Below are 24,153 nucleotides of genomic sequence, written 5' to 3'. Positions count from 1 at the left end.
TCTCGTTAATAATTATAGTCTCTAGTTTTCTTCCTTGTGTCGGGCCTCAATCTTCTTGTTGATGTCGTCGATAACCTCATCGGTCAACTCATATTTAGAGATGATGAACATCGCCAAGCCCAGCAAGATGGCAGGAATCACACATACCAGCCAACGGATACCCTCCTGTGCCAGCGCACTCTGCTGCTCCAAATCGTTCATGAAGTAAGCACCGGCAGCATTACCTACCGACATCATGGCGAAGGCTGTAATGAAGAAGAGTGCCACGATACGGAGAGGACGGTTATGGAAGAATTCTGTCCACAGGTCACTCACCTTAACATTCTTGGTTTCCTTCTCATCCATTACCACACGCTCCTTGGTTTGGGTAAAGCAGAATACCAGAAGGGCGAAACCTACCAGGGCAAAAATCAGCATGGCAACAAACCAAGCATTACTGTCGGTAGGAAGAGAGTTGCCCTCCTGAGCAGCTGCTGCCTGATAACCGGTCCATGCAAGAACTGCACCAGGAATAACACCACCCAGAGCCATACCTGCCTTATAGAAGATACCGGTCAGGGCATTGACGATGCCGGCAATACGCTTGCCGCTGGTAAATTCTGCAAAAGAGATAACCTCTGGAATCAGAGCCCACATATATCCTGTAGCTACGATTACGCCTGTTGATTTGATGAACTGAGCGATATAAACCAGCGTGATATGATCCTTTACAGGTCCCATCTTGCTGATGATATAAAGCATCGCCATACCCACGATAGCCACAGTAAGGAAGATGTAGAACATATTCTTCTTGCCCACCTTTTTCTTGATGGCAGGAACCAGTGGCATAAAGATGAAAGATGGCAAAGAGCCCAAACCCATGAAGAGTGCCATCTCGATAGGGAGATCCTTGGCTGCTGCGAGCATCGCTACCAGGATTGGAACACCTGCCGATACACAGAGTCCACCCACATTTGCCATGAACATACGTACAGAGGTAAGAATAGTTATTTCGTCTGTATCGCGAGTCAGCGAAGAGTTCAAGGCTCCGTAAGGCACATTGATCAATGTATAGAGCATAGACAAGCCTACGTATGTTACATAGGCATAGATAAGTTTGATGGTTTCTGTCTGTCCTTCCATACCATTCCAAAAACAGAGGATGGCAAGTACGGTGAGTGGCAAACCCGCCAGGACGAGATATGAACGATACTTACCCCAACGTGGATTATGCTTATCTACATAAGTTCCTACCAACGGGTCCCAGAGTACATCGACCAAGCGAACCACCAAGAACATGGTGGCAGCAACACCAGGATTAAGTCCATAGATGTCGGTGTAGAAGAACAACAGATACATGCAGATGGTCTGGTAGATGAGGTTTTGCGCCAAGTCGCCAGATCCGAATCCGATGCGTTGTAGCCAATTCAGTTTGTAGAATCCTTTAGATTCCTGTGTTACAGATGTCTGTTCCATATTTTATTCTGTCATTAAGTTTACACCTTATTATATATATAACATAAAAGATGCATATAATATATTTACTTCAATTTCTCTGCGGCAAACTTGCCCATTGCCTCATATCCCTTCGGATTGAGATGCAGCCAGTCGTCAGAATACTCAGCCTTCAGACGCTGAGGGTCTTTCGGATCGCGGGTCAGCTCATCGAAATCGATGACCTCGTCGAAGGCACCACTTTTTCTGATCCATTCGTTCACGGTCTGTCGCATCGCCTCGTGCCAGAAAGAATACCATCCGTTTCCCTTGGTTGGGGTGATGGTTCCGCCATACACCTTGATTCCCTTTGCCTTGGCTTTCGCTATCAGCACCTTGTAGCAGGCAATCAGGGTATCTGTTACATGCTCATAATTTCCGCTGCAGCAACCGATATCGTTGGTTCCCTCGAAGATGATGAGTTTATCTACACCTGTCTGTCCCAGGATATCACGGTCGAAACGTTTCATGGCTGGTTCGCTCAATCCGCCCTGCACCACGCAGTTGCCACCGATTCCAAGATTCAATACGCCGTATGGCTTCTCTGCATTCAGGGCATCCGAGAGGAAATCGGTCCAGCGGTTCTGATGGTTAGTAGTACTTCCACGACCATCGGTAATAGAGTTTCCGAGGATAGCTACCACAGGGGTAGCCTTATCGGTCTTCACATCAATGGCAGAAAGATTGTACCAGTGATCAGCCTTCTCCTGCTTATCGAAAGCTGCATCTGCAGGTTTCACCGCCTTGCCCTTCACATTACTTACTATATAAGAGGTAGTACGCGAACCACGATGGGATGTTGCATTCACTGGAGTCTGCTTGCCATAATCAATGGTAATCGTGAGACGCTGTCCACTCTTCAAGGCATATTTCAAATCATCTGAGAAGATAGCCTTGCCAGGAGCAATGGTTACATTCTTCTTGCCATTAAACTTGAGATACTTCACTGTCTTGGAATTGATTCCCCAATTGCTTGGAACATCAGTATCTGCAATATACACCGATTTGATTTCTACCGGCTCCTTGCTCTGCTCGTTGCTGAGCTTCACTCTGAGTTCCTCTCCGCCAAAAGATACATGAACTATCTGTCGACAAGAACGGTTGCTCAAGCTTTCCTTAGGCATATCTCCTTTACCAGTCCATTCCACTGCAGTAGCCCAAGATCCTTTCCATACCTTCTGAGCAAAAGCTACAGAACCTGACGTAGCCAATACGAGCGCCAGCGATAAGATTTTGATTGCTTGTCTATTCATTGTTATTATGATGCTTTTAATGTTTCTATTGTTGTTGACGATGCAAATTTACTAATAAGTAACGAAATAACAGGCATTTAATAGTTACCATTACTTTTCTATTTGTTTCATACCTACAAAAAGGGCACAAAAAGATAAAGAAACAAAAAGAAATGAAACATTTTGTTGCATTAGAATTTGTTTCTTTCATTGTTTTTTGTTACTTTTGCAGCCGTAACAACCTATTTTAAACAAGAAAACGGACAGAAAACATGAAGCATATCAGACATTGCCTCACGGCACTCTTCGCTATCACCATCTCGCTCATGGTATGGGCTGACAGTGGTGAACTTTTCACTTCGGGCAAACTGTCAAGTTCGCTTATCAACTGCATTGTGCAGGATAAATACGGATATATCTGGGTGGGAACCGAATACGGACTCAGCAAGTTCGACGGCTACCGCTTTACCAACTATCTGCACAACGAAGAAGACACAACCTCCATTACTGACAACATTATCTCCGACCTGCTGGTAGATAAGAAAGGTAATCTGTGGATAGGTTGTGCCAAGGGACTGATGCGCTATAATTATGAGACAAACGATTTCACCCGTCTCCAGTTTCCTGATGGCAGAAAGCCACGTATCTATTCTATGGTAGAAAGTCACAATGGCGATATCCTGCTGGGTACTGCAGGATATGGTCTCTATTCTGTAAAAGACAGAAATACCCAGAAAGGAACAGACGACCTTTTCACTATCAGACAGGAAAGGCAATACGCAGAGCGCGATTCTGATGTATTCTTTACCCATATCTACGAAGATAAGCATCATTATCTCTGGCAGAGTAGCCACCTTTCTATCTTCACCCGTTTCATCAAGAAACAAGGCAAGGTGCAGCGCAAAGACTTCAAATCGCCATGCGGAGCACCTGTGGCTTTCATCCAACATCGCCCGCAGACCATGCTCATCGTCTGTATGTATGGCATCGTCTATTATGATTACCGCACAGGCCGTATCGCTGATGCCGGCTACGACTTTGGCGGTTATCAGAATAATGTAACCATCAACAATGCTACCTTCGACCACGAAGGCAACCTCTATATCAGCACCTCTGAACATGGTGTTCTCATGATCAGAAAGGGAAGCAACAGGGTAGAACAGTTGGAGAACAGCAACAGCAGTTTCAATCTGGCTACCGCCTTCGTCAACGATATCATCGAAGATAAGGACAACAATCTCTGGATAGGCTGTTATAAGAAAGGTCTGTACCTGATTAACCAGCGCCAGCAGGCTTTCAACAGCTGGAGTTTCTCTGCACAGAACTACATCATCGGCAGCAGCGTTTCATCTATTGCACAAGGCGAGAATGGTGAAACATGGTGTACGGTACAGAACAGTGGTGTGTTCTGTTTTGACGCTTCAGGCAAGATTATCGCCCACCCTCAGTCACCTGCAGGTACCGGCATCATCTATAAAGACCGACGTGGCGATTACTGGATCAGCAATGGCAGCGCACTCTACAGCTACAACCCTCATACAGGTACATACCAGCAGAAACTCACCTTTACCAGCGCCGGCATCTACTGTATGACCGACGATGCACAGGGCAACCTTTACATTTCAGTATACAGCAAAGGCCTATATATATATAATGTGGAAAGCGGCAAGGTTACCGTTCTGAATATGCAGCAAAGAGGCAACAGAGGATTCCTCTGCAACGACTGGGTGCGAAGCATGGCACTCGACCATACAGGACATTTATGGATAGGAACCTCTAATGGAGTTTCCTGCCTCAATACCAGAACGCTCAGTTTCAAGGATTTCGGATGGCACAACATTCTGAAAGACAGACAGGCGAATGGTATCTGCGAAGGAAAGAACGGCGATATTATCATCGGTACCGAAGAAGGACTCTATCTGTTTGACAGAAAGAGCAATAAGATTTCAGACTTTCCTCATGCGGAAGCGTTGAAAGGCAAGCAGGTCTGCAGCATCATCAAAGACAGGAAGGGTGACTTGTGGGTAAGTACAACCATGGGCATCTGGCAGTATGAACAGAAGAACAGACAGTTTATCGGGCACATCAACGGCAACGGACTTACTACCCGTGAGTACGTGCTGGGCTCTTCCATGCATACCGCCAGCGACCTTATCGCCTTCGGAACCAGTGATGGTATCACAACCTTCTATCCTGACGTTGTCAGAGCCAAGAAGATGGAATTGGGAGATGTACATCTCACCAACTTCATCATCGACGGAAAGCCAATCAACTGTATGGTCAAAGACTTCAGCATTCCTTACTCCCAGAATTCATTCACTCTGGAGTTCTCGCTGCTCAACTACAGGAACACCGACAATATCAGTTTCCAATACCGCATCAACGACGGCAAATGGAACAGCACCAATGAGGGAGCCAATGCCGTAGCATTCAACAAGTTGAAACCGGGCGACTATACGCTGGAGGTGAGAGCTACCAGCAATGGCAGATATTCCAAGAATCCTACCATCATCAACATCAAGGTATGCGACCCTTGGTATGCATCACCCGAGGCATATCTCCTCTATATCCTGATCACAGCAAGCGTCATCCTGTATGTCATCTATACATACGAGCGCCGCCGCAAGGCAGACCTGGAAGAGACCAAGATGCAGTTCCTCATTAATGCCACCCACGATATCCGCTCGCCGCTGACATTGATCATGGGACCGCTCAACAAGCTGAAAACAAGATTAACAGATGCCGAAAGCAAACAGGATATCGATACCATCGACCGCAATGCCCAGCGCCTCCTGCTTCTGGTAAACCAGATACTTGATGAGCGAAAGATAGACAAGAACCAGATGCATCTTCACTGCCAGGAGACTCCGCTCAAGGATTTCCTGCATGGCATCGTATCGCTCTACCGCTTCAATGCACAGGAGCGCAACATCACCCTTGAGCTCAAAGAAGACGAAAGCCTCAGCGGCGATAAAGGCAAGCTGAAGGTTTGGATAGACCGCATCAACTTTGACAAGGTTATCTCCAACCTGCTCTCCAATGCCATGAAGTATACCTTTGATGGCGGCGAGATTACTGTTATCATAGGTAAAGACGAAAAGAATGCCACCATCAGGGTAGAAGATACAGGCATCGGACTGAAGGAAGAGAAGACCGACCGCCTCTTCGAACGTTTCTATCAGGGAAACAACAGCAGCGGTCTCCATATCGAAGGAACCGGTATCGGACTCAACCTCTGTAAGGCGTTTGTAGAAATGCACGGAGGCAAGATCAAGGCCTACAACCGTACCGACGGCATCAAGGGTTCCTGCTTCGAAGTAAGCATTCCGCTGGGCAACAGCCATCTGCAGCCAGGCGAGATACTTGAAGAAGAAGACAAGAAGGAGCAGGAGATTACCAAAAAGAAAGTACAGGCCAACCGCAACTTCAATATCCTGATAGTTGACGATGACAGCGAGATTGCCCAATACATCAAGACCGAACTGAGCGACTGGTACCGCTTTGAGCGTGCCTGCAACGGCAAGGAAGGTTTGAAGATGCTGCTCACCGGCAAGTACGACCTCGTGATAAGCGATGTGATGATGCCGGAGATGGATGGAATCACCATGCTCAAGAACATCAAGAGCAACAGCAACATCAGCGATATTCCTGTCATCCTGCTCACCTCAAAGAGCGAGGTGGAACACCGGTTGGAGGGACTTCGCAGAGGAGCCGATGCTTTCCTGGCAAAGCCTTTCGACATGGAAGAGTTGCATATCCTTATCGACAACCTGGTGGATAATGTGCGACGTATCCGCGGCAAATACAGCGGAGCACAGGGCCAGAAGGCGAAGATTGAGCAGATTCAGGTAAAGGGCAATAACGATGCCCTGATGGAACGCGTGATGAAATATATCAACGGCCACCTTGCCGATCCCGACCTCAATGTAGAGAAACTTACCGAGGAGGTAGGTATCAGCCGTGCACAGCTCCACCGTAAACTGAAGGAGATTGCTGGTGTTTCTGCCGGAGAATTTATACGTAACCTCCGACTGGAACAGGCGGCACGACTCATCGAAGAGGGGCAGATTAATATCACGCAGGTAGCCTACTCTGTAGGTTTCAACAACCAGACCCACTTCTCTACCGTGTTCAAAAAACACTATGGCATGTCGCCTAGCGAGTATGCTGAAACAAAGAGAAATGAAAAATAAACGACCGCTATATATATAAAAAGGTATTTTTTCGTATCTTTGCAGCAGAAACAATAACAATACAAACTAACGATCTGCAAAGATATGAAGAAATACCTCATTTTATTATTTACGGTACTTACATCACTCCATGTTTCTGCACAGAGTGATTGTTCACAGTTATGGCTCGGAAAGCAGTATGCTAACTCATGCCAAGTCATCTCACAGTTGCCTGATGATGCAACAGCCAAGATTGCCAAGCAGGAGTTAGAAAACAACTGGCGTGGCAAGAATGTTGAGCTCAAGATAGACAAGAGTCTCAACCTGGGCGAGGGCTATAACATCTACGCCCGTCCTGCCCAGCAAGGCGACAACATTCAGTACGAAGCAACTATCACCGCCAGCAATCCTATCGGTTTGCTCTATGGTGCCTACGAGTTGATTCGACTTCAGAACACCGATGCCTACAACACAGGTAGCGGTAATCAGCAGAACTTCAGCAAAGCTATCGATGAGACCGAGAAACCACAAGTGGGTCTCCGCATTCTCAACCATTGGGATAATCTCGATGGCAGCATCGAACGTGGCTACGCCGGAAAGAGCATCTTCAAATGGGAAGAAATCAAACTCGGCAAAAACGGTAAGGGCGGCAGCATCAGCAAGAGTCTGCACGACCGTCTTATCACCTACGCCCGTGCCAACGCCTCTTTGGGCATCAACGGAAGCGTACTGAACAATGTAAACGCATCGCCAAAGATGATGACCGCAGAATATATTAATAAGGTGAAGATCATCGCCAACATCCTGCGTCCTTATGGCATCCGGGTATACCTCAGCATCAACTTCGCTTCGCCTATGGCTTTAGGCTACACCAAGACTGCCGACCCACTGGATAAGAAGGTTCAGCAGTGGTGGAAGAAGAAGGCAAAAGAGATATATGCTACCATCCCTGACTTTGGCGGTTTCCTCGTAAAAGCCAATTCTGAAGGACAGCCTGGTCCTGGCGATTACCACCGTACCCATGCCGATGGAGCCAACATGCTTGCCGATGCCGTCAAACCATACGGAGGCATCATCATGTGGCGAAGCTTTGTATATGGTGCTAACCATAAGGGAGAAGACCGTGTAAAGCAAGCTGTCAGCGAATTCAAAGGTATGGATGGCAAGTTCCGTGACAACGTAATCCTACAGTCTAAGAATGGTCCGCTCGACTTCCAGCCTCGTGAGCCATACGCTCCTATCTTCGACAACATCAAACAGACTCCTCAGATAGCAGAACTTCAGATTACCCAGGAATATCTTGGTCAGTCGAAGCACCTCACCTATCTCGCTCCTATGTGGAAGGAATTCTTTGGCTTTGTTAATCCAGACAGACTGGTTGGAATCTCAGGTGTAGCCAATATCGGTGATGATGCCAACTGGTGCGGTCATCCTTTCTCTCAGGCTAACTGGTATGCTTTTGGCCGATTGGCATGGAATCCTTCACTTACAGCCGAAGAGATTGCTCACGAATGGCTCGTACAGACCTACGAAAACCAGGACGAGCGATTTACCAAGCCTGTAGAGATGATGATGATGACTTCGCGCGAAGCTTGCGTCAACTATATGATGCCTTTGGGTTTGCACCACATCTTCAAGTTCGACCACCACTACGGTCCGGAGCCAGATGGTTTCATCGCAAGTTATCCTTTGGAATGGTGTCCGGTCTACTATCACAAGGCTGATGCTCAGGGTGTAGGTTTCGACCGTTCATCCAAGGGCACAGATGCTGTCGGTCAGTACCCAGAACCATATCGCAGTCTGTATGACAACATCGCAACTTGCCCTGAAGAATATCTCCTCTGGTTCCATCATGTGCCTTGGACTTACAAGATGAAATCAGGCAGCACCCTCTGGCAGGAACTCTGCATGAAGTACAACATGGGTGTGGCGATGGTAGAAGTATACCGCGACTTCTGGCATACCTCAGCCAAGCAGTATATGAAGGGGCATGAGCAGGAATGGCAACATACAGACTCTCTGCTCAATGTACAGTTGGAGAATGCAAAGGAATGGCGCAATACCTGTCTCAAGTATTTTCAAACCTTTTCTAAAATGAAGATCTATGAATAAGATTGTATTATCTTTTCTTGCATTATTATGCTGCATCAACATACAAGCTGGAGTGAAACTGCAGAAGCAAGGCTCTGCAACCCAGCTTGTTGTCAATGACAAGCCGATGCTTCTCCTGGCTGGTGAGTTGAGCAACTCTGCTGCAACGAGTCCTGCCGACATCAGGAAAGCATTGAAACAGATGAAGAATAGCGGAGTCAACTCTGTCTTCGTTCCTGCATATTGGGAGTTTGTTGAACCTGACGAGGGCAAATATGATTTCGCACTTGTAGACAGCGTCATCACAACTGCCCGTAAGCATGACTTGAAGATTGTCTTCCTATGGTTTGGTGCCTGGAAGAACTCCATGAGCTGCTATGCTCCATTATGGGTAAAGGAAAACACCAAGCGTTTCCCTCGTTCACTCACAGAGAACAGCAAGCCATTAGAGATATGCACAGCCTTCAGCGATAACCTGCTTCAAGCAGACAAGCGAGCATTCTGCGAACTGATGAAGCACATTAAAGCAGTAGACAGTCAGGAGAATACCGTTATCATGATGCAGGTAGAAAACGAAATCGGCATGCTCGAATCTGCCCGCGACCACTCTCCTCTTGCCGAAAAAGCTTACAGACAACCCGTTCCTGCTTCATTGCTCAAGGCACTCAAGCTCAAGAAGAAAGGTACATGGGCAGAAGTTTTCGGAACAGACCGTTATGCTGACGAGAAATTCCAAGCATATTATTATGCCAAGTATGTAGAGCAGCTAGCCTCAGCAGGCAAAGCCATCTACAATATTCCGATGTATGTAAATGCAGCAATGAACAGTCGTGGCAGAAAACCAGGCGAATATCCTTCTGCCGGACCACTTGCCCATCTGTTTGATATCTGGAAATGCGGTGCACCAAGTATCGACATCTTTGCACCAGATATCTATGATACCGGTTACAAGGGATGGGTAGAGAAATACAAGCGTGCCGACAATCCTTTCTTCACTCCAGAAGTGAAATGCGATATCAATAGCGGTGTAAAAGCATATTATACCTTCGGTGAAACAGATGCCATCAGTTTCAGTCCGTTTGCTCTCGATGAAGCTAACTACAAGGTGAAGAACAGTCTCAGACGTTCATATAAGGTTATCGACCAACTCTCTCCTATCCTGCTTCAGCATCAGGGAAAGGGAAAAAACTGGGGATTACTCTTCGACCAGGAAGATAAAGAGCGCATCATTGAAGATGGAGATATTACCATGACTTGCCGCCACTTCTTCACGCTACCATGGGATCCTCGCGCTACAGATGGAAGTAAATGGCCTGAAGGCGGTGGCTTGATTGTGAGACTAGCCAAGAACGAATACATCATAGCAGGTAATGGAATCGTCGTAGTCTTCCAAAGCAAGACTGAAAAAGCGCAAGCTGAAGAAAAGAAACTCGGTGAGGACGGATTTGTAGACAACGGTGGAACCGAAACAAAGAAACAAGCCACAACCTTCAAAGGTAAGCGTATCGGTATCGGATATGTAGACCAGGTTGAAATAGACAAAAACGGCAAATTACAGTTTATCCGTCGTGATAATGGCGATCAGGACCACCAGGGGCGCCATGCCCGCATCTCATGTGGAGACAACAAAATACTCCACATCAAGCTATACGAATACTAAATATATATATAATAAGGTATAAAGGGAATCTGCACTGGACAACTTCCGCATCGTGCCTATCACAGCCGTAAGCGTTTCTGATTTCTAATCCATCCACAGATTAGTAAAGACGAAACAAGATAATTAATCTTTTAAAGAGAAAAATCATGAAAATCTGTCGTAATCTCACTTTTTTATCGAGATTACGACAGATTTCTCGTTTAAAAGTTGTCGTAATCTTGCTTTTTTTCTGAGATTACGACAGAATTCTCGATTTAAGCCCCTAAAACTCCTTAGGAAAATGTGATGATTTAACAGAAAAGTCCTCAGGAAAATGTGATAAATATACTTAAAAGTCCTTAGGAAAATGTGATTTTCCTTGCGTAATTCACTGTTTATTAGTATCTTTGCCAAAACATAATTTTTAGCGTATGGAAAGACTACTTATATCCCAATTGTTAAAATGGAAAGACAGTCACGGAAGAAAGCCACTCATACTGGAAGGTGCAAGACAAGTTGGTTCGCACCAGTCTCTTGCCATACGAGAGAAACAACAGTTCAAAAACCATCAACATCCCCCTCTATATGCTCTTTGTTCTAGACAAAGAATTAAAGGCAGAAAGTTAGTATTTCAGCGAAAGCGGCAGTTTTTGACAAAACTGCCGCTTTCGCTTGTTTTTCATAAGCAAAAGTGTATAAAAACCGCATATTTATAATAAAATATCGAGCAAAGTGCAACTTTTCTAGAAAAAAGTTTGGTGATTTCCTAAAAAATGCTTATTTTTGCAGCCGATTAAAAATATTATTAAAATTTAGTGAAGTTTGAGATACTTCCCTATATATAATAAGGTATGGCAACATACCCACCCCCACCAGTTCGGGATAAGAGTTGGAGACAAGAAATGAGCCCCCACGCTCAATAAAAGTTGGGAGGATATGTAGTGAGAAAGAAATATAAAACATTATATATTTATTAATTAATTAAACGAGAGAGATTTATGGAAAAAAGACTCATGACGTTTATTGCCTGCCTCTTCCTTAGTTTAGGAATGGCGTTGGCGCAAACTCAAGTTTCCGGTAAAGTAACCTCTGCAGAGGATGGTGAACCAGTCATTGGTGCATCTATCAAAGTAGCAGGTACCAATACCGGTACAGTTACCGATGTTGATGGTAACTTCTCATTGAATGTTCCAGCTGGTGCAAAGTTGGAAGTAACATACCTCGGCATGTTGCCTCAGACTGTAAAGGCTGGACAGAAGATGAAGATTGTATTGGAAGCGGATAACAAGACTCTTGACGAGGTTGTAGTTACCGCAATGGGTATCTCCCGAGACAAGAAAGCCCTCGGTTATGCATCACAGAAATTAGGTTCTGAAGATCTGAACATTGCTGGTACTAGCTCTTTGGCTAGCGCTATGCAGGGTAAGTTGACTGGTGTTGACATTCGTCAGTCTTCTGGTGCTCCTGGTGCATCTGCTCAGATTATAATTCGTGGTGCCCGTTCATTCTCTGGCGACAACACTCCTCTTTATGTTGTAGATGGTATGCCTATCGCTTCTTCTGCGGACTTCAGTACTGGTCAGTCAGTAACAGGTGCAGACAAAGCTAACCGCTCTATCGATATCAACCCAGACGACATCGAGAGCATCGACGTATTGAAGGGTCAGGCAGCTTCAGCTCTCTATGGTATCCGTGCTTCTAATGGTGTAATTATCATCACAACTAAGCGTGGTAAGGCCAATGCAGGGCGCCCTGTTATTACATTCTCTACCGACTTGAGTGCTCAGACTGTCAGCAAGAAGTTCGAACGTCAGACAGTATATGCTCAAGGCAATACGGGAAAGGGTGGCTCTACAGGTGCATATAATCCTAATTCATCCATGAGTTGGGGTCCAAAGATTACTGACTTAGCTAATGATGCAACTTATGGAGGTAACACTGACAATGTTTATACCCAACAATATGGTAAGCATGAGGGTATGTACTACAACCCTAAATACGCTGCAGCAGGCCTTGATGGTTGGACTACGCCTCAGACATACGACAACGTAGGTGATTTCTTCAATACAGGTTTCACACAGAATTCCAACTTTGGTATTTCTCAGAAGAATGGCAACTTGGCTTACTCTTTTGGTATTGGTGACACTTACCAGAAGGGTATCATTCCTTCTACTGGTATGATGCGTACCACAGCTCGTGGTGCAGTCGACTTTGAAATCAACAAGCAGTGGAAGACTGGTTTCTCTGCAAACTATAGTTCTACAAAAATTACATCTGCCCCTGGTGCGAACGATAGTTTTATGAGTTACTTGTATGGTGCACCTGCTGAGTTTAATTTAAAGGGTACTCCTTACCACAAGCCAAACTCTCCATCTGATCAGGTTCTTTATCGTTCTGGTGTATTCCAGAACCCTTACTGGTGGGCAGCTAATAGTGAATATCGTCAGGCAACAAATCGTGTTTTTGGTAATGCATACGTTGAGTTCCGTCCTAATTTCAATTGGGACAAAGAGCGTTTCAACCTTGTATTCCGCGAGCAAGCAGGTCTTGATGTATATACAACGACTAATGATGATATCAATGAGTATGGTACTTTGGTTTCTGGCAACAAGACAGGTGGTAGCATAGAGAATTACGGCGTACAGCGAAATGTTTTCAACAACCTCTTTACTGCCAATTTCACAGCAAAGTTAGATGCAGCTCAAAAGTGGGATTTAGGATTCTTATTGGGCTCAGAGTTCAATCATGAGAATGCAAGAACTTGGGACTATGCTGGTGATAATTTCCTTTTTTACGGACAGCCAACTATATCAAATGTAAGCAAAATGACATATAACTCTGAGTACAAATCAGAGGAGCGCACAGTAGGTTTCTTTGGTCAGTTGTCTTTGAGTTATGCTAATCAACTCTATTTGACTGTAACAGGCCGTAATGATATTGTTTCTACCATGCCACGTGGCAATCGTAGTTTCTTCTACCCATCTGTATCACTCGGCTGGATTTTCACAGAGCTTCCTGCTTTGAAGGGTAATCACATCCTTTCATATGGTAAGCTTCGTGCATCATTTGCACAAGTAGGTCAGGCAGGTCACTACTATGCAAACTATTACTATGTTCCAAGTTATGGAAGTGGTATGTATGGCTTCACCCCTGTTAGTTATCCTTTAGCAGGTCAGGGATCATATACCCCATATTATGTAAAGTATGACCCAAATTTGAAGCCACAGAACACAATGAACTGGGAGTTCGGTGCAGACTTGAACTTCTTCGACAACCGCATCCGCTTGGAGTATACAGCCAGCTACCAGGATATTAAAGATCAAATTTTTAATGTACCAACAGCAGGTTCTACAGGTTACCAATATCTTTGTACCAATGCTGGTGAGATGACTACATGGTCACATGAGTTTGCCATCAATGCAAGCATCATTCAGACTAAGGATTGGGATTTGGATCTTGGCGTAAACTTCACCAAGCTGACCAACAAGGTTAAGTCTTTGGCTGATGGCGTAGAGAGTATCATGCTGGGTGGTTTCGTTGAGCCGCAGGTTCGTGCTCAGGCAGGTTATACTTACCCAAACATCTATGGTATTGCTTTCAAGCGTGACGAACAAGGTCGTTTATTGCTTAAGGATGGTCTTCCACAAGGTACATCTGATAGTCAGAACTTGGGCGAGTGTACTCCAGACTTCAATATGGGCTTCAATTTGAAGGCTCGTTGGAAGCGTCTGTCTTTGTCTGCAACATTAGATTGGCAGAAGGGTGGCAAAATGTACAATGGTACCATTATGACAATGAACATGTTTGGTGCAACAAAGGAATCTTTACCATATCATGAGGGTACAATGGTTGTAGATGGTATTGACGAAGCTACAGGCCAGCCTAATAAAATTGAGGTAAGCAAGCAATCATACTGGTATGCATATCATGACGTAACAGAATCAGGTATCTACGACCGTAGTTACGTAAAGCTACGTGATGTAACCTTGAGCTATCAGCTTCCTAAGTTTGCAGGCATCGACATTTCCGTATATGGTTTCGCGCGCAACTTGCTCCTTTGGTCTAAGATGAAGGATCTTGATCCTGAATCTTCTCAGGGTAATGGTAACATGAGTGGTTGCTTCGAGCGCTTCTCTATACCTAATACTTCAAGCTTCGGTGGTGGTTTCAAGATTACATTCTAATCAGAGAGTCACCCTCGGAATCATTAAAGTATCAAACAACAAAAAGATAAAACAATGATGAAATTTAAAAATATATTAGGCATTCTAGCTATCTCAGCAGTAGCAATGACAACTGTTTCATGCTCTGAGGACACAATGGACAGAATCAACAAAGATAACGGGCATCCGAGTGCTGAATTTGTTGATGCAAAATTCCAGTTGACAGATGCTATCGTATCAAGCGTATTTACGACAAATGGTGGTAGCTTTGCATGGTATGTATCTTCGTATACAGAACAGTTATTCGGATGTGGTAATAATCAATTAAAAAATGCAGAGCTGAGAAATGCTAATGAAACTGCAGCAAGTGCCACATTCAACAATGAGTGGGATGGAACATATCTTTCCTTGAATAACATTCAGCAGATGATTACCAAGTGTGAAAGTGGTGCAAATGCTGGCCAAGCAGATATCTTAGGTATGGCACAAATTTTGGCAGCATACGACTGGGGCATTATGACAGATATGTTTGGTAACATTCCTTGTTCTGAGGCTTTTAAGGCATCTGCACCTAAAGTCGATTCACAAGAGAGTATTTATGAAAACATCAATAACTTGCTTGATGCCGCCATTGTGAACTTAGGCAAGGCTATCGATGGAAAGATGAAAAATGCAGGTAGCCAAGATCTACTTTTCAATGGTAACTGCAGCAAGTGGAGAGGTTTGGCCCATGCTTTGAAGGCTCGCTATCTTTTGCATAAAGCAGGTCGTGTAGATGATAAAAATACTTTGTATACACAGGTTTTGTCAGAGACAGATGCAGCAATTGCTGATGGTTTTGATGGTGCTCTCTTAGATGTGTTTACTGGTTATGGAGCTGGTCAGACAAACTCTTGGTCTGCTTACTGGGCTAGCCGTGAGTATATTGCTTCTTCAAAGACCGTTGAAGACTTGCTGATAGAAAGAAATGACCCTCGTGAGCCACTTTACAATAATAATGAGTTTGGAACCAATACCATCGGAGAACCTGGCAATGAGGAACAAGCTCAAAGTATTGAGGAATTGAACGTACCTGCATGGTTGGATTATGGATTTGAGAACAAGCAGGGCAGCCATATGTTCAGCAAATCAGAATTGTACTTTATCCGAGCAGAGGTTAAGACCCGTCTTGGACAAGATGCAAAAGCAGACTTTGAAACTGCAGTAAAGGCTTCTTTGGAAGACTATGCGACATCATGCGGAGAAACATTCTCTAACGATGAAGTTGCAGCATACCTCTCTGGTGTGACAGCTACAAAGTTTGCAGCAAACCCATTGAGCGAAATCTTGGTACAGAAGTATATCGCACAGACTCGCGATGAACAGTTGGAGACATTCAACGATATACGTCGTTGTAAATACGTGGATGGCAGCTATCCAGTAGCTTTGACCAACCCAAAGAATAATTCTTCAATTGGCAACCGTTTGCCACTTCGTTTGCCTTATGGTTCAAGTGATGTTCTTTCAAACCCTAACGTGAAGGAAGCTTTCGGTTCAGGAAATGATGCCGGTAAGTATATCTTTACCGAAAATGTATGGTGGGCTGGTGGTAGTCGCTAATACAAAAATATAAAAACAACAAAAGGTGTATCTTTCTTGTCCATCTAGGGGACTTTTAAGATACACCTTTTTAGATAATTACAAATCCATAAGCAATGAATTTTCTATCGAAACTTTCTTTATATGACATCTTGGCGATGATTGTACCAGGATTCATTATCCTTTTAGGGGGATTATCTATGTGTAAATTGTCATGGATGCCAAATACTTTTGAAGTTGACAATTCTATAATCTGGGCAATTTGGCTTATTGCTGCTTACCTTATCGGCATTATAAACCATGTACTAACATCACGAATATGGAATAAGACAAGAAATAGCCATGACTTTTTAGCTGAGACTTTACAGAATACAAAAAAAGAGATAAAAGACTATAAATACCTTCCTCAAAAAGAATATTCTTACACGAAGCAGTTACATGTTACCATTCCTTGCATTTATTTGCTAGCAGCTATTGTTGTTGCTTGCTTTTTACAAGCTAGCAGCATTAAGGTCGAAAACGTTTACATCTATATTCCGGAATTGCTTTCGTTGGCAGCATTTAGCTTTCTCTTATATTTTAGTTTTAAGGGAATAGATACATCGGTAGCTCCAAGTAAAGAAAATCACGAAATTTTAAATCGATATTACGAAGCCTATTATTACGCAAGCAAGAATGGATACAATAATGACGTTTCAATTATTGAAGGACAAGTCGCATTTATGCAAAGTATGATTATACCGATTTCATTATTTCTTATTTTGCCCAAAAGCTTATATCCATATATGCCTTATCCTGAATTCATCTGTATATTGAAAGGATTTTTGCTGCTGTTATGTATAGTGTTGATACTAGTTATACCTAACAGAGTTAAGAAAATCCATTACCTTATATGGTGCAATTTTGAATATCTCAAAAGGCTACCAGACGTAGCCCCCTAAAAAGGAGTTAAAACGCCTAGTATTATCAATAATTCCTTTCTGATATACTAGGGAAAAGATAAACCCAACCTTTAAAGTCAAAGTTGCATCCTTGCCGCCCCATCACTGGTCAGACAAGGAAGCGACTTGCCTTTTATAATCCTCATTCTCAAACATTTTCGACCTGTATAGTTGGAATAGTTTTATATCTCCTCGCAAGCCACCATTTCCGCTCCGCGGTAGATAACCACCAGCTTGTGGAGCTTTGTAGTCTTTACTGCTACTCTGACCATATCACTGTCCGCATAGCGAGAGATTTGAACTGAAGCCTCCTCGAAGAGCTTTTTCACTTGCTCATCTGTGGTTTGGCTCTTGCAATATTTCAACTCGATGATATATGAATCTACCATGTCCTTGTAGATGTCACAGAGCGGAGAGAGGAAGATGTCGGCATAGCCGCCGTCATTGTCCAGCTCGGAGATAGGGCGATAGAACTTGTTCTGGCTTGTCATCGCCAAGGTGAAGCCATGCACGAAAGCCTCTCCCTTCTGCTTGTCTCGCTGGGAGGAATACTTCTTCAGGCAGTCAGCGATATACTCAAAGTATGGTTTGTATTCTCCATGATAAGCCAGTTTGCTCTCCAGTTTACCCTTGCTATATCTATCGTATACCAAATCGTCCTGCTTGGATGAACTGACCAATCTCTATCAACGAAGTAAACAACAATGCAGCAGTTAGAGACTACAACAATCCAAGTTGTACTGATGCATACAAATAAAAATCCGAACAAGATTTAAATATCAATAAGGTGTATCCTTCTTGCCCAACATGTCGGGCAAGCGGGATACACCTTTTTCTTTTTATCTCCCTCAGTCTCAAATATTTTCCAATAATTCCTTGCATCTTTCAGAAGAAAAGTGTATCTTTGCAGTCGAATAGTATTAATCCTTTAAAATAGGAGGTAAATATGGAATTATTTGATAGCAAAAGACAAGAAAGGATGCAAGCTGTAATCAAAGAGATTACTGCTAGCAAAGAAAATGCGATAAAGTTTCTTAAGGAAGCAGGCATCCTGCTCCCTGATGGGCAATTAGCACCACACCTACGATGAAAGAGTCTCTATATTCAAGAAGATCCAACCTTGTTGTTGGGTTTCATGGCTGTGACAAATCTGTAGTGGATGCAGTGATTGCTGGCAAAACAGAACTTCTTGCTAGCGCCAATGACTATGACTGGCTAGGCAATGGTATATATTTTTGGGAAAATAATGAAGATAGGGCCTGGCAATGGGCTAAACAATTGTCAACAAGAAAAAGCTCCAGTGTAAAAGAACCAGCCGTAATAGGTGCAATTATAGACCTTGGCTATTGTCTGGATTTAACAGATAGTTTTTATTTGCAAGAATTAAAAACTTCTTATTCTGTACTCAAAGAACTTTATGCTGATGCTAACATGCCATTACCAAGAAATGAAACAATTGGCAAATCAACAGATTTGTTGATTAGAAAATTAGATTGTGCTGTTGTTCAAACAGCCAGAAGAATTAATGCAAAAGCCAACCAGCATCCTTACGATTCCGTGAAGGGTGTATTTTGGGAGGGGCAAGAACTTTATCCTAATGCGGGATTTAGAGAAAAGAACCATATTCAGATATGTGTCTGCAATCCAAACTGCATCAAGGGATATTTCCTGCCTAGAGGTATTAATCCAGATTATCCTAATCCATAACTATTACTCGTTTGTAAAAAACTACACGAACAGTTACAGATAGTAACAGCCAAGGCGGGCTGAATGAGCAATGAGCCACATAGCTCAGGACACCGCACTAGGTGAAATATCGCTATGCAAACTACACCCTATAAGGGCAAAAGCTTTGGTATATAATATATTCCATCAGTATTCTGTACTTTGATCTGGGAAAGGGAAAACTATAATGTAATAAGGTGTATCCTTCTTGCCCCATACATCGGGCAAGCGAGGATACACCTTATTCTTTTTATCTCTCTCAAACATTTTCCCACCTGTATGGTTGAAATAGTTTTATATCTCCTCGCAAGCCACCATTTCCGCTCCGCGGTAGATAACCACCAGCTTGTGGAGCTTTGTAGTCTTTACTGCCTCTCTGACCATATCACTGTCCGCATAGCGAGAGATTTGAGCCGAAGCCTCCTCGAAGAGCTTTTTCACTTGCTCATCTGTGGTTGGGCTCTTGCAATATTTCAACTCGATGATATATGAATCTACCATGTCCTTGTAGATGTCACAGAGCGGAGAGAGGAAGATGTCGGCATAGCCGCCGTCATTGTCCAGCTCAGAGATAGGGCGATAGAACTTGTTCTGGCTTGTCATCGCCAAGGTGAAGCCATGCACGAAAGCCTCTCCCTTCTGCTTGTCTCGCTGGGAGGAGTACTTCTTCAGGCAGTCGGCGATATACTCAAAGTATGGCTTAAATTGTCCATCGTATGCCAGTTTGCTCTCCAGTTTACCCTTGCTATATCTATCATATACCAAGTCGTTCTCCTTGTAGGTGTCGAGCAGGTAGGTGTACATCTGGTCTCGCACCACCTCATTCGGGATGATGAACTTGGTCTCACCCTTGTATGTTCCGTCTATCGTCACCATGCCGAAATAGAACAGCAGGCTGAGGAAGTTGTCTGGGTCGTTGATTCGCTCGGCAGGGAAGTTCTCGTTGAGCGTGCCTATCACGAATCCCTGGGTTACCAACTGCTGGATGATGCTGGCATCGTGGGCGAACTCCTTGTCGTGGCGGATGAGCATTCGCAACTTGTCATAGTCGATACGGATGTTGGTCTCTACCATCTTCTTAGGGATTTGGTAATTGCTTCGGATGTAATTATCTACGAAGTTGAGCACCATTACCGAGTTGTACATGGTGGTCTCACCATATCTATCCTCTGCGAAGCAATAGTTGTCGTACCAAGGCTTCATCACCTTGATCAGCTCATCGGTAGTGTGATTGAATGGCAGGACGCTGCCGTAATAATCCAGCATCTTTCTCACCTCTTCCTCGGTAAATCCCGTCATCTCATTGAAGTCGGGTGAGAGCGAATAGTTGGTTCCGATGTTGAATCCGCTGGTCAGGTCATCCATGGTCACAGGGCTTACTCCTGTGACGAACACTCTGCCCAGAGTATTGCCAGCCGCACCCTTGATGGTGTTGAAGAACTGGCGCAAGTATCCCTCTCCGTGGGTCTGGTTGCGATACCTCACGAGATGCTCCTCATGGGCGAGAATCATGTTGGTGAAGTTGTCGTACTCATCGATGAAGAGATAAATCTTCTTTCCCACCTCCTGACACTTCTGGCAAAGAAACCTCAGTTGAGACACTGCATCTGTTAACTTTTCCATTCCTTCCTTGGTATTGGCAGGAAGAATATGTGCATAGATGTCGCAGAAGAAATTGAATACAAGGCGACAATGGTTGTCCAATCCATCCTTATAATCATCCAATCCTGCTGCCACCTCGGCAAAATTGAGGTGGATGATGAGATATGTACTATGCTCTGGTGTAGGATTCTGCCCGATGTATAGCTTGCCAAAGATTTCATCAAACTTGTCTTTCTTGTTGATGTCATAGTAATTCTCAAGCATGGAGAGGGTAAGTGTCTTGCCGAAACGGCGAGGGCGAATGAAGAAGAAATACTTGTTGGATTCTTCTATTTGCTCTATGAAAGGAGTCTTGTCCACATAGTAACAATCCTCTTTTATGACATCCTCAAAATTCTGCATGCCGTATGGTATGCGCTTGCGATAAATGCGCTTTGGTCTTACTATCATAACTCAGTTTGATTATTCGTTTTTGAATCTGATGGCAAAGATAATACTTTATCTCCTAATCTCCAAAGCTTTTCCCGAAAAACTTCTAACACGATGCAGCAAAAATTACGTCCCGATGTAGCATTTGATACGTCCCGATGTAGCAACAGACGCGTCGGGACGTAGCAACAGATACGTCCGGACGTAATTTTTCGAAAAGATCTTTAGTATATTCCATTTTAATTATTATCTTTGCAGCGCAGTCCCGGTAAGGCCCTCTCCCAGATTATTCGATGCTGGTGATGACCCCGGGGTTTTAATTCTTCTGTTTATTTCCCTCATCCTCAAACATTTTCCCAAAATTCCTTGCATCTTTCAGAAGAAAAGCGTATCTTTGCAGAAGATTAGTGGCGCTCGGCAATCTGAAAGTAAACTTTCATTGCACTCGCTGGCATAATCTTTGCAGAAGATTAGCGGCGCTCGGCAATTTGTAAGCAAGCTTACATTGCGCTCGTTTGCATAATCTTTGCAAAAGAAATGTTCAACTTTTAAAACAAGGAGGTAGAATATGGATTTATTTGATAGCAAAAGACAAGAAAGATTAGAGGCTGCAAGAAAGGCTTCTACTGCCAGTAAAGAAGCAGCACGTGCCTTTTTAATTAGGGCAGGAATTCTTTTACCTAATGGAGAAGTTGCACCACATTTGAGATAAAGGTATGCAAAAGCAAAACGTTTAAGGTCGCAAATTGAGACCTTAAACGAAAAACATGGTCAACAAGGCGGCTGAGCAAGTATAACAATGCGGCTGAATAAGCGTAACGAGACGGCTCATCGGACGCAAGGATACGACTGCGCTGGGGCAAAGATATAGATTAGGAGGTTCAAGGAGTCAGTATCTGAGGTTCAAGCAGACTGTATCTGAGGTTCAAGCAGACTGCTTCTTGAAGATTCCCACTAGGCTCGGCAGCTCTGCTGAGCCTAGTCAGCAGCTCTGCCGACTGCAGTCAGCAGGTCTGCCGAGCCTAGTGACAACACCTCATTAACATACAAATATATACTTTTAAAATACAACAAGGTGAAAAGATTTATAATGATACTATGCTTCATCTGCACATACACACTACAGATGGCGGCACAAACATGGATTGGAACTTGGGCTACGGCACCGCAGACTGTCGTGAAAGCGTTTATGCCCTATAATAACAACATGACAAACCGTTCGGTTCGCCAGATAGTAAAAGTAAGCGTGGGAGGCGACGTGATAAGACTGAAACTGAGCAATATCTACTCGATGCAACCCGTAGTGATACGCTCCATCTATATCGCCCACGCCAAAGACTCCTTCAAGATTGATGCCAAATCGGCCCAATACTTCAAGTTCGGCAACAGCTACAAGGCTACTATCCCTGCCGGCAGACAGATAGTGAGCGATGCGCTGAAGTTCAATCTCAAGAACCTGGAGCGCGTTGCCATCACCATCAACTACACCTCGGCTCCCGATGTGCCTACCGTCCACATGGGCTCACGTACCACCTCTTATATCATGAAGGGAGTAACCAATGCCCACTCCAACTTCGAAAAGGCTTTCCGCGAGAACCACTGGTACAACATCAGCGGTATCGATGTGTATACGATGAGCACCAACATGAGTGCCATCGCCATCATGGGCAACTCCATCACCGACGGCAAATGTTCTACGGATAATGCCCAGAACCGGTGGCCCGATGTAATGTCGGAGATGCTGCAGCTGAAGCATAAGATAACCAACCAGGGTGTACTGAACCTGGGCATCGGCAACAACCGCGTAACCGTGCCGGGCGGTTTCGGGGCACTCGCCAAGGAACGCTTCGACCGAGATATTCTGATGCAGAGCGGCGTAAAGAAGGTAATTATCTTTGAAGGCATCAACGACATAGGTGCTGCCAAGAGCGGAAACAGCGAGACGGTAGCCCGCCAGATTATAGAGAGCATACAGGGAATGATGAGGAAGGCGAAGGCACGGAAGATGAAAGTTTACCTGGGCACCATCACGCCTTTCAAGGGTGCCGGCTACTACAGCCACTTCCACGAAGCAGCCCGACTCTATGTAAACGACTGGATTCGAAGTCAGGCAAAGAACGTGGATGGCATCCTGGACTTCGCCAAACTCCTGCAAGATTCGAATGATGACAGAAGGATGAAGCGGGAATATGCCAGCAACGACTGGCTCCATCCGAACCCTGCAGGATACAAGGCGATGGGAATCTATGCCGCTGATATCGTCAAGTAAGAAAAAAGCCGCCCTATTACAGGCGGCTTTTACTATATATAATAAGATGTTTTACTTCAAGACAATCTTGCAATCATCCAGGCTCTCTACGGTAGCGAGCGCCTCATAACGGATTCCCTCCTTGCGCAGGAAGTCACCACCATGCTGGAAAGCCTTCTCGATGATGAAACCCATCGCCTCTATCTTGGCACCAGCCTTCTCGCAAAGGTCCATCACGCCCTTAGACGCATTACCATTGGCAAGGAAGTCATCGATAAAGATAACATGGTCCTCAGGAGTAAGATAACTGTTGCTCACACAAACCGTATAATCGCGGTCCTTTGTAAAAGAGTGAACCACAGAGGTAATCATACCCTCCATAGTCTTAGGCTGCTTTTTCTTCACAAATACAACAGGAAGATTGGTCAGATAACCTACCATGATGGCAGGCGCGATGCCCGAAGCCTCGATAGTAATAATCTTGTTGTACTTGATGTCCTTGAAAAGGCGCACGAATTCCTTAGCTAAGTCCATCATCAGAATAGGGTCCATCTGATGGTTTACAAAGCTGTCTACTTTTAAGATTCCACCAGGAAAGCATCTGCCCTCCTGCATAATTCTTTCTTTCAGTAAATCCATTATGACTTGAACTTTAATATGGTTATTGGGTGCAAAATTACTACTTTTTTCGCAAACAAGGAAGTTTATCGCCCAATAATTTTGTTTTGTCTGCAATTTAGCGTAATTTTGCAGCAGAAATCATCGTGCAAGAGCAAGGAGTCACGGTCAACGAGAACTCTCCTCTCGTCATGAGCGCATAAAACATGGACACTTATACCTACTGGTTGCAAGGTTTCATC

Annotated in this window: 15 protein-coding genes; 10 read left to right on the top strand and 5 right to left on the bottom strand. The window is 44.3% G+C overall.

Features of this window, described 5'->3' with window-relative positions; genetic code table 11:
• Positions 1 to 21: 21 nt before the first annotated feature.
• Both NNC77_RS04885 and NNC77_RS04880 read right to left on the bottom strand, forming a co-directional pair.
• Positions 22 to 1,455, bottom strand: coding sequence for an MFS transporter (locus tag NNC77_RS04885; protein ID WP_234564115.1), 1,434 nt, complete (start codon positions 1,453 to 1,455; stop codon positions 22 to 24).
• Between the two features lie 65 nt (positions 1,456 to 1,520).
• A complete protein-coding gene (locus NNC77_RS04880; protein WP_234564116.1) occupies positions 1,521 to 2,726 on the bottom strand; it encodes an SGNH/GDSL hydrolase family protein in 1,206 nt (401 codons plus the stop codon).
• A 251-nt stretch (positions 2,727 to 2,977) separates the two neighbouring features.
• Between NNC77_RS04880 and NNC77_RS04875 the strand changes: the two genes are divergently transcribed.
• From NNC77_RS04875 to NNC77_RS04850, 6 genes are all read left to right on the top strand, one after another.
• Complete coding sequence (locus tag NNC77_RS04875) at positions 2,978 to 6,898, top strand: hybrid sensor histidine kinase/response regulator transcription factor (protein ID WP_234564117.1); 3,921 nt, start codon at positions 2,978 to 2,980, stop codon at positions 6,896 to 6,898.
• Positions 6,899 to 6,982: 84 nt separating this feature from the next.
• Entirely contained in the window at positions 6,983 to 8,989 is a 2,007-nt protein-coding gene (locus tag NNC77_RS04870; protein WP_118139263.1) for an alpha-glucuronidase, read from the top strand.
• Entirely contained in the window at positions 8,982 to 10,628 is a 1,647-nt protein-coding gene (locus NNC77_RS04865; RefSeq protein WP_118139262.1) for a DUF5597 domain-containing protein, read from the top strand. The genes NNC77_RS04870 and NNC77_RS04865 overlap by 8 nt, the downstream gene beginning before the upstream one ends.
• Before the next feature lie 977 nt (positions 10,629 to 11,605).
• Entirely contained in the window at positions 11,606 to 14,791 is a 3,186-nt protein-coding gene (locus NNC77_RS04860) for a SusC/RagA family TonB-linked outer membrane protein (protein ID WP_234564147.1), read from the top strand.
• 54 nt (positions 14,792 to 14,845) lie between these two features.
• Positions 14,846 to 16,369, top strand: coding sequence for a SusD/RagB family nutrient-binding outer membrane lipoprotein (locus tag NNC77_RS04855; RefSeq protein WP_367399912.1), 1,524 nt, complete (start codon positions 14,846 to 14,848; stop codon positions 16,367 to 16,369).
• A 95-nt stretch (positions 16,370 to 16,464) separates the two neighbouring features.
• The gene (locus tag NNC77_RS04850) at positions 16,465 to 17,289 is read left to right on the top strand and encodes a hypothetical protein (protein WP_153119049.1); all 825 of its coding nucleotides are present in this window, start codon (positions 16,465 to 16,467) and stop codon (positions 17,287 to 17,289) included.
• A gap of 182 nt (positions 17,290 to 17,471) precedes the next feature.
• On the opposite strand, the gene NNC77_RS04845 is transcribed toward NNC77_RS04850, so the two are convergent.
• Positions 17,472 to 17,969 carry a PD-(D/E)XK nuclease domain-containing protein gene (locus NNC77_RS04845; RefSeq protein WP_254970199.1) on the bottom strand — a complete coding sequence of 166 codons (498 nt, stop codon included), beginning with the start codon at positions 17,967 to 17,969 and terminating at the stop codon, positions 17,472 to 17,474.
• A 266-nt stretch (positions 17,970 to 18,235) separates the two neighbouring features.
• Here NNC77_RS04845 and NNC77_RS04840 point away from each other — a divergent pair, with 266 nt between their 5' ends.
• Together NNC77_RS04840 and NNC77_RS04835 are read left to right on the top strand one after the other, a co-directional pair.
• Positions 18,236 to 18,379: a hypothetical protein gene (locus NNC77_RS04840; RefSeq protein ID WP_153089775.1), complete on the top strand. Its 144-nt coding sequence runs from the start codon at positions 18,236 to 18,238 to the stop codon at positions 18,377 to 18,379.
• Complete coding sequence (locus tag NNC77_RS04835; RefSeq protein WP_117588248.1) at positions 18,376 to 18,996, top strand: hypothetical protein; 621 nt, start codon at positions 18,376 to 18,378, stop codon at positions 18,994 to 18,996. The genes NNC77_RS04840 and NNC77_RS04835 overlap by 4 nt, the downstream gene beginning before the upstream one ends.
• Before the next feature lie 312 nt (positions 18,997 to 19,308).
• Here NNC77_RS04835 and NNC77_RS04830 read toward each other — a convergent pair whose 3' ends face one another.
• Positions 19,309 to 21,066 carry an ATP-binding protein gene (locus tag NNC77_RS04830; RefSeq protein WP_181976428.1) on the bottom strand — a complete coding sequence of 586 codons (1,758 nt, stop codon included), beginning with the start codon at positions 21,064 to 21,066 and terminating at the stop codon, positions 19,309 to 19,311.
• Positions 21,067 to 21,613: 547 nt separating this feature from the next.
• Between NNC77_RS04830 and NNC77_RS04825 the strand changes: the two genes are divergently transcribed.
• Both NNC77_RS04825 and NNC77_RS04820 read left to right on the top strand, forming a co-directional pair.
• Entirely contained in the window at positions 21,614 to 21,757 is a 144-nt protein-coding gene (locus NNC77_RS04825; protein ID WP_006847677.1) for a hypothetical protein, read from the top strand.
• A gap of 363 nt (positions 21,758 to 22,120) precedes the next feature.
• A complete protein-coding gene (locus NNC77_RS04820) occupies positions 22,121 to 23,314 on the top strand; it encodes an SGNH/GDSL hydrolase family protein (RefSeq protein WP_437183275.1) in 1,194 nt (397 codons plus the stop codon).
• Positions 23,315 to 23,365: 51 nt separating this feature from the next.
• Here NNC77_RS04820 and xpt read toward each other — a convergent pair whose 3' ends face one another.
• On the bottom strand, positions 23,366 to 23,932 hold the full coding sequence (gene xpt, locus NNC77_RS04815; protein ID WP_022120760.1) for a xanthine phosphoribosyltransferase: 567 nt from the start codon (positions 23,930 to 23,932) through the stop codon (positions 23,366 to 23,368).
• Between the last annotated feature and the right edge of the window lie 221 nt (positions 23,933 to 24,153).

Origin of the sequence: Segatella copri, from assembly GCF_024330485.1 — a bacterium.
Classification (GTDB): Bacteria; Bacteroidota; Bacteroidia; order Bacteroidales; family Bacteroidaceae; genus Prevotella; species Prevotella copri_L.
Note: the sequence above shows the minus strand (reverse complement) of the source record. Positions and strands in the feature narration are given on the sequence as shown.

Excerpts from the sequence above, each read along its gene's own strand:
- NNC77_RS04885 (WP_234564115.1), bottom strand. The coding sequence starts at position 1,455 with ATGGAACAGACATCTGTAACACAGGAATCTAAAGGATTCTACAAACTG.
- NNC77_RS04880 (WP_234564116.1), bottom strand. The coding sequence starts at position 2,726 with ATGAATAGACAAGCAATCAAAATCTTATCGCTGGCGCTCGTATTGGCT.
- NNC77_RS04875 (WP_234564117.1), top strand. The coding sequence starts at position 2,978 with ATGAAGCATATCAGACATTGCCTCACGGCACTCTTCGCTATCACCATC.
- NNC77_RS04870 (WP_118139263.1), top strand. The coding sequence starts at position 6,983 with ATGAAGAAATACCTCATTTTATTATTTACGGTACTTACATCACTCCAT.
- NNC77_RS04865 (WP_118139262.1), top strand. The coding sequence starts at position 8,982 with ATGAATAAGATTGTATTATCTTTTCTTGCATTATTATGCTGCATCAAC.
- NNC77_RS04860 (WP_234564147.1), top strand. The coding sequence starts at position 11,606 with ATGGAAAAAAGACTCATGACGTTTATTGCCTGCCTCTTCCTTAGTTTA.
- NNC77_RS04855 (WP_367399912.1), top strand. The coding sequence starts at position 14,846 with ATGATGAAATTTAAAAATATATTAGGCATTCTAGCTATCTCAGCAGTA.
- NNC77_RS04850 (WP_153119049.1), top strand. The coding sequence starts at position 16,465 with ATGAATTTTCTATCGAAACTTTCTTTATATGACATCTTGGCGATGATT.
- NNC77_RS04840 (WP_153089775.1), top strand. The coding sequence starts at position 18,236 with ATGGAATTATTTGATAGCAAAAGACAAGAAAGGATGCAAGCTGTAATC.
- NNC77_RS04835 (WP_117588248.1), top strand. The coding sequence starts at position 18,376 with ATGAAAGAGTCTCTATATTCAAGAAGATCCAACCTTGTTGTTGGGTTT.
- NNC77_RS04830 (WP_181976428.1), bottom strand. The coding sequence starts at position 21,066 with ATGATAGTAAGACCAAAGCGCATTTATCGCAAGCGCATACCATACGGC.
- NNC77_RS04825 (WP_006847677.1), top strand. The coding sequence starts at position 21,614 with ATGGATTTATTTGATAGCAAAAGACAAGAAAGATTAGAGGCTGCAAGA.
- xpt (WP_022120760.1), bottom strand. The coding sequence starts at position 23,932 with ATGGATTTACTGAAAGAAAGAATTATGCAGGAGGGCAGATGCTTTCCT.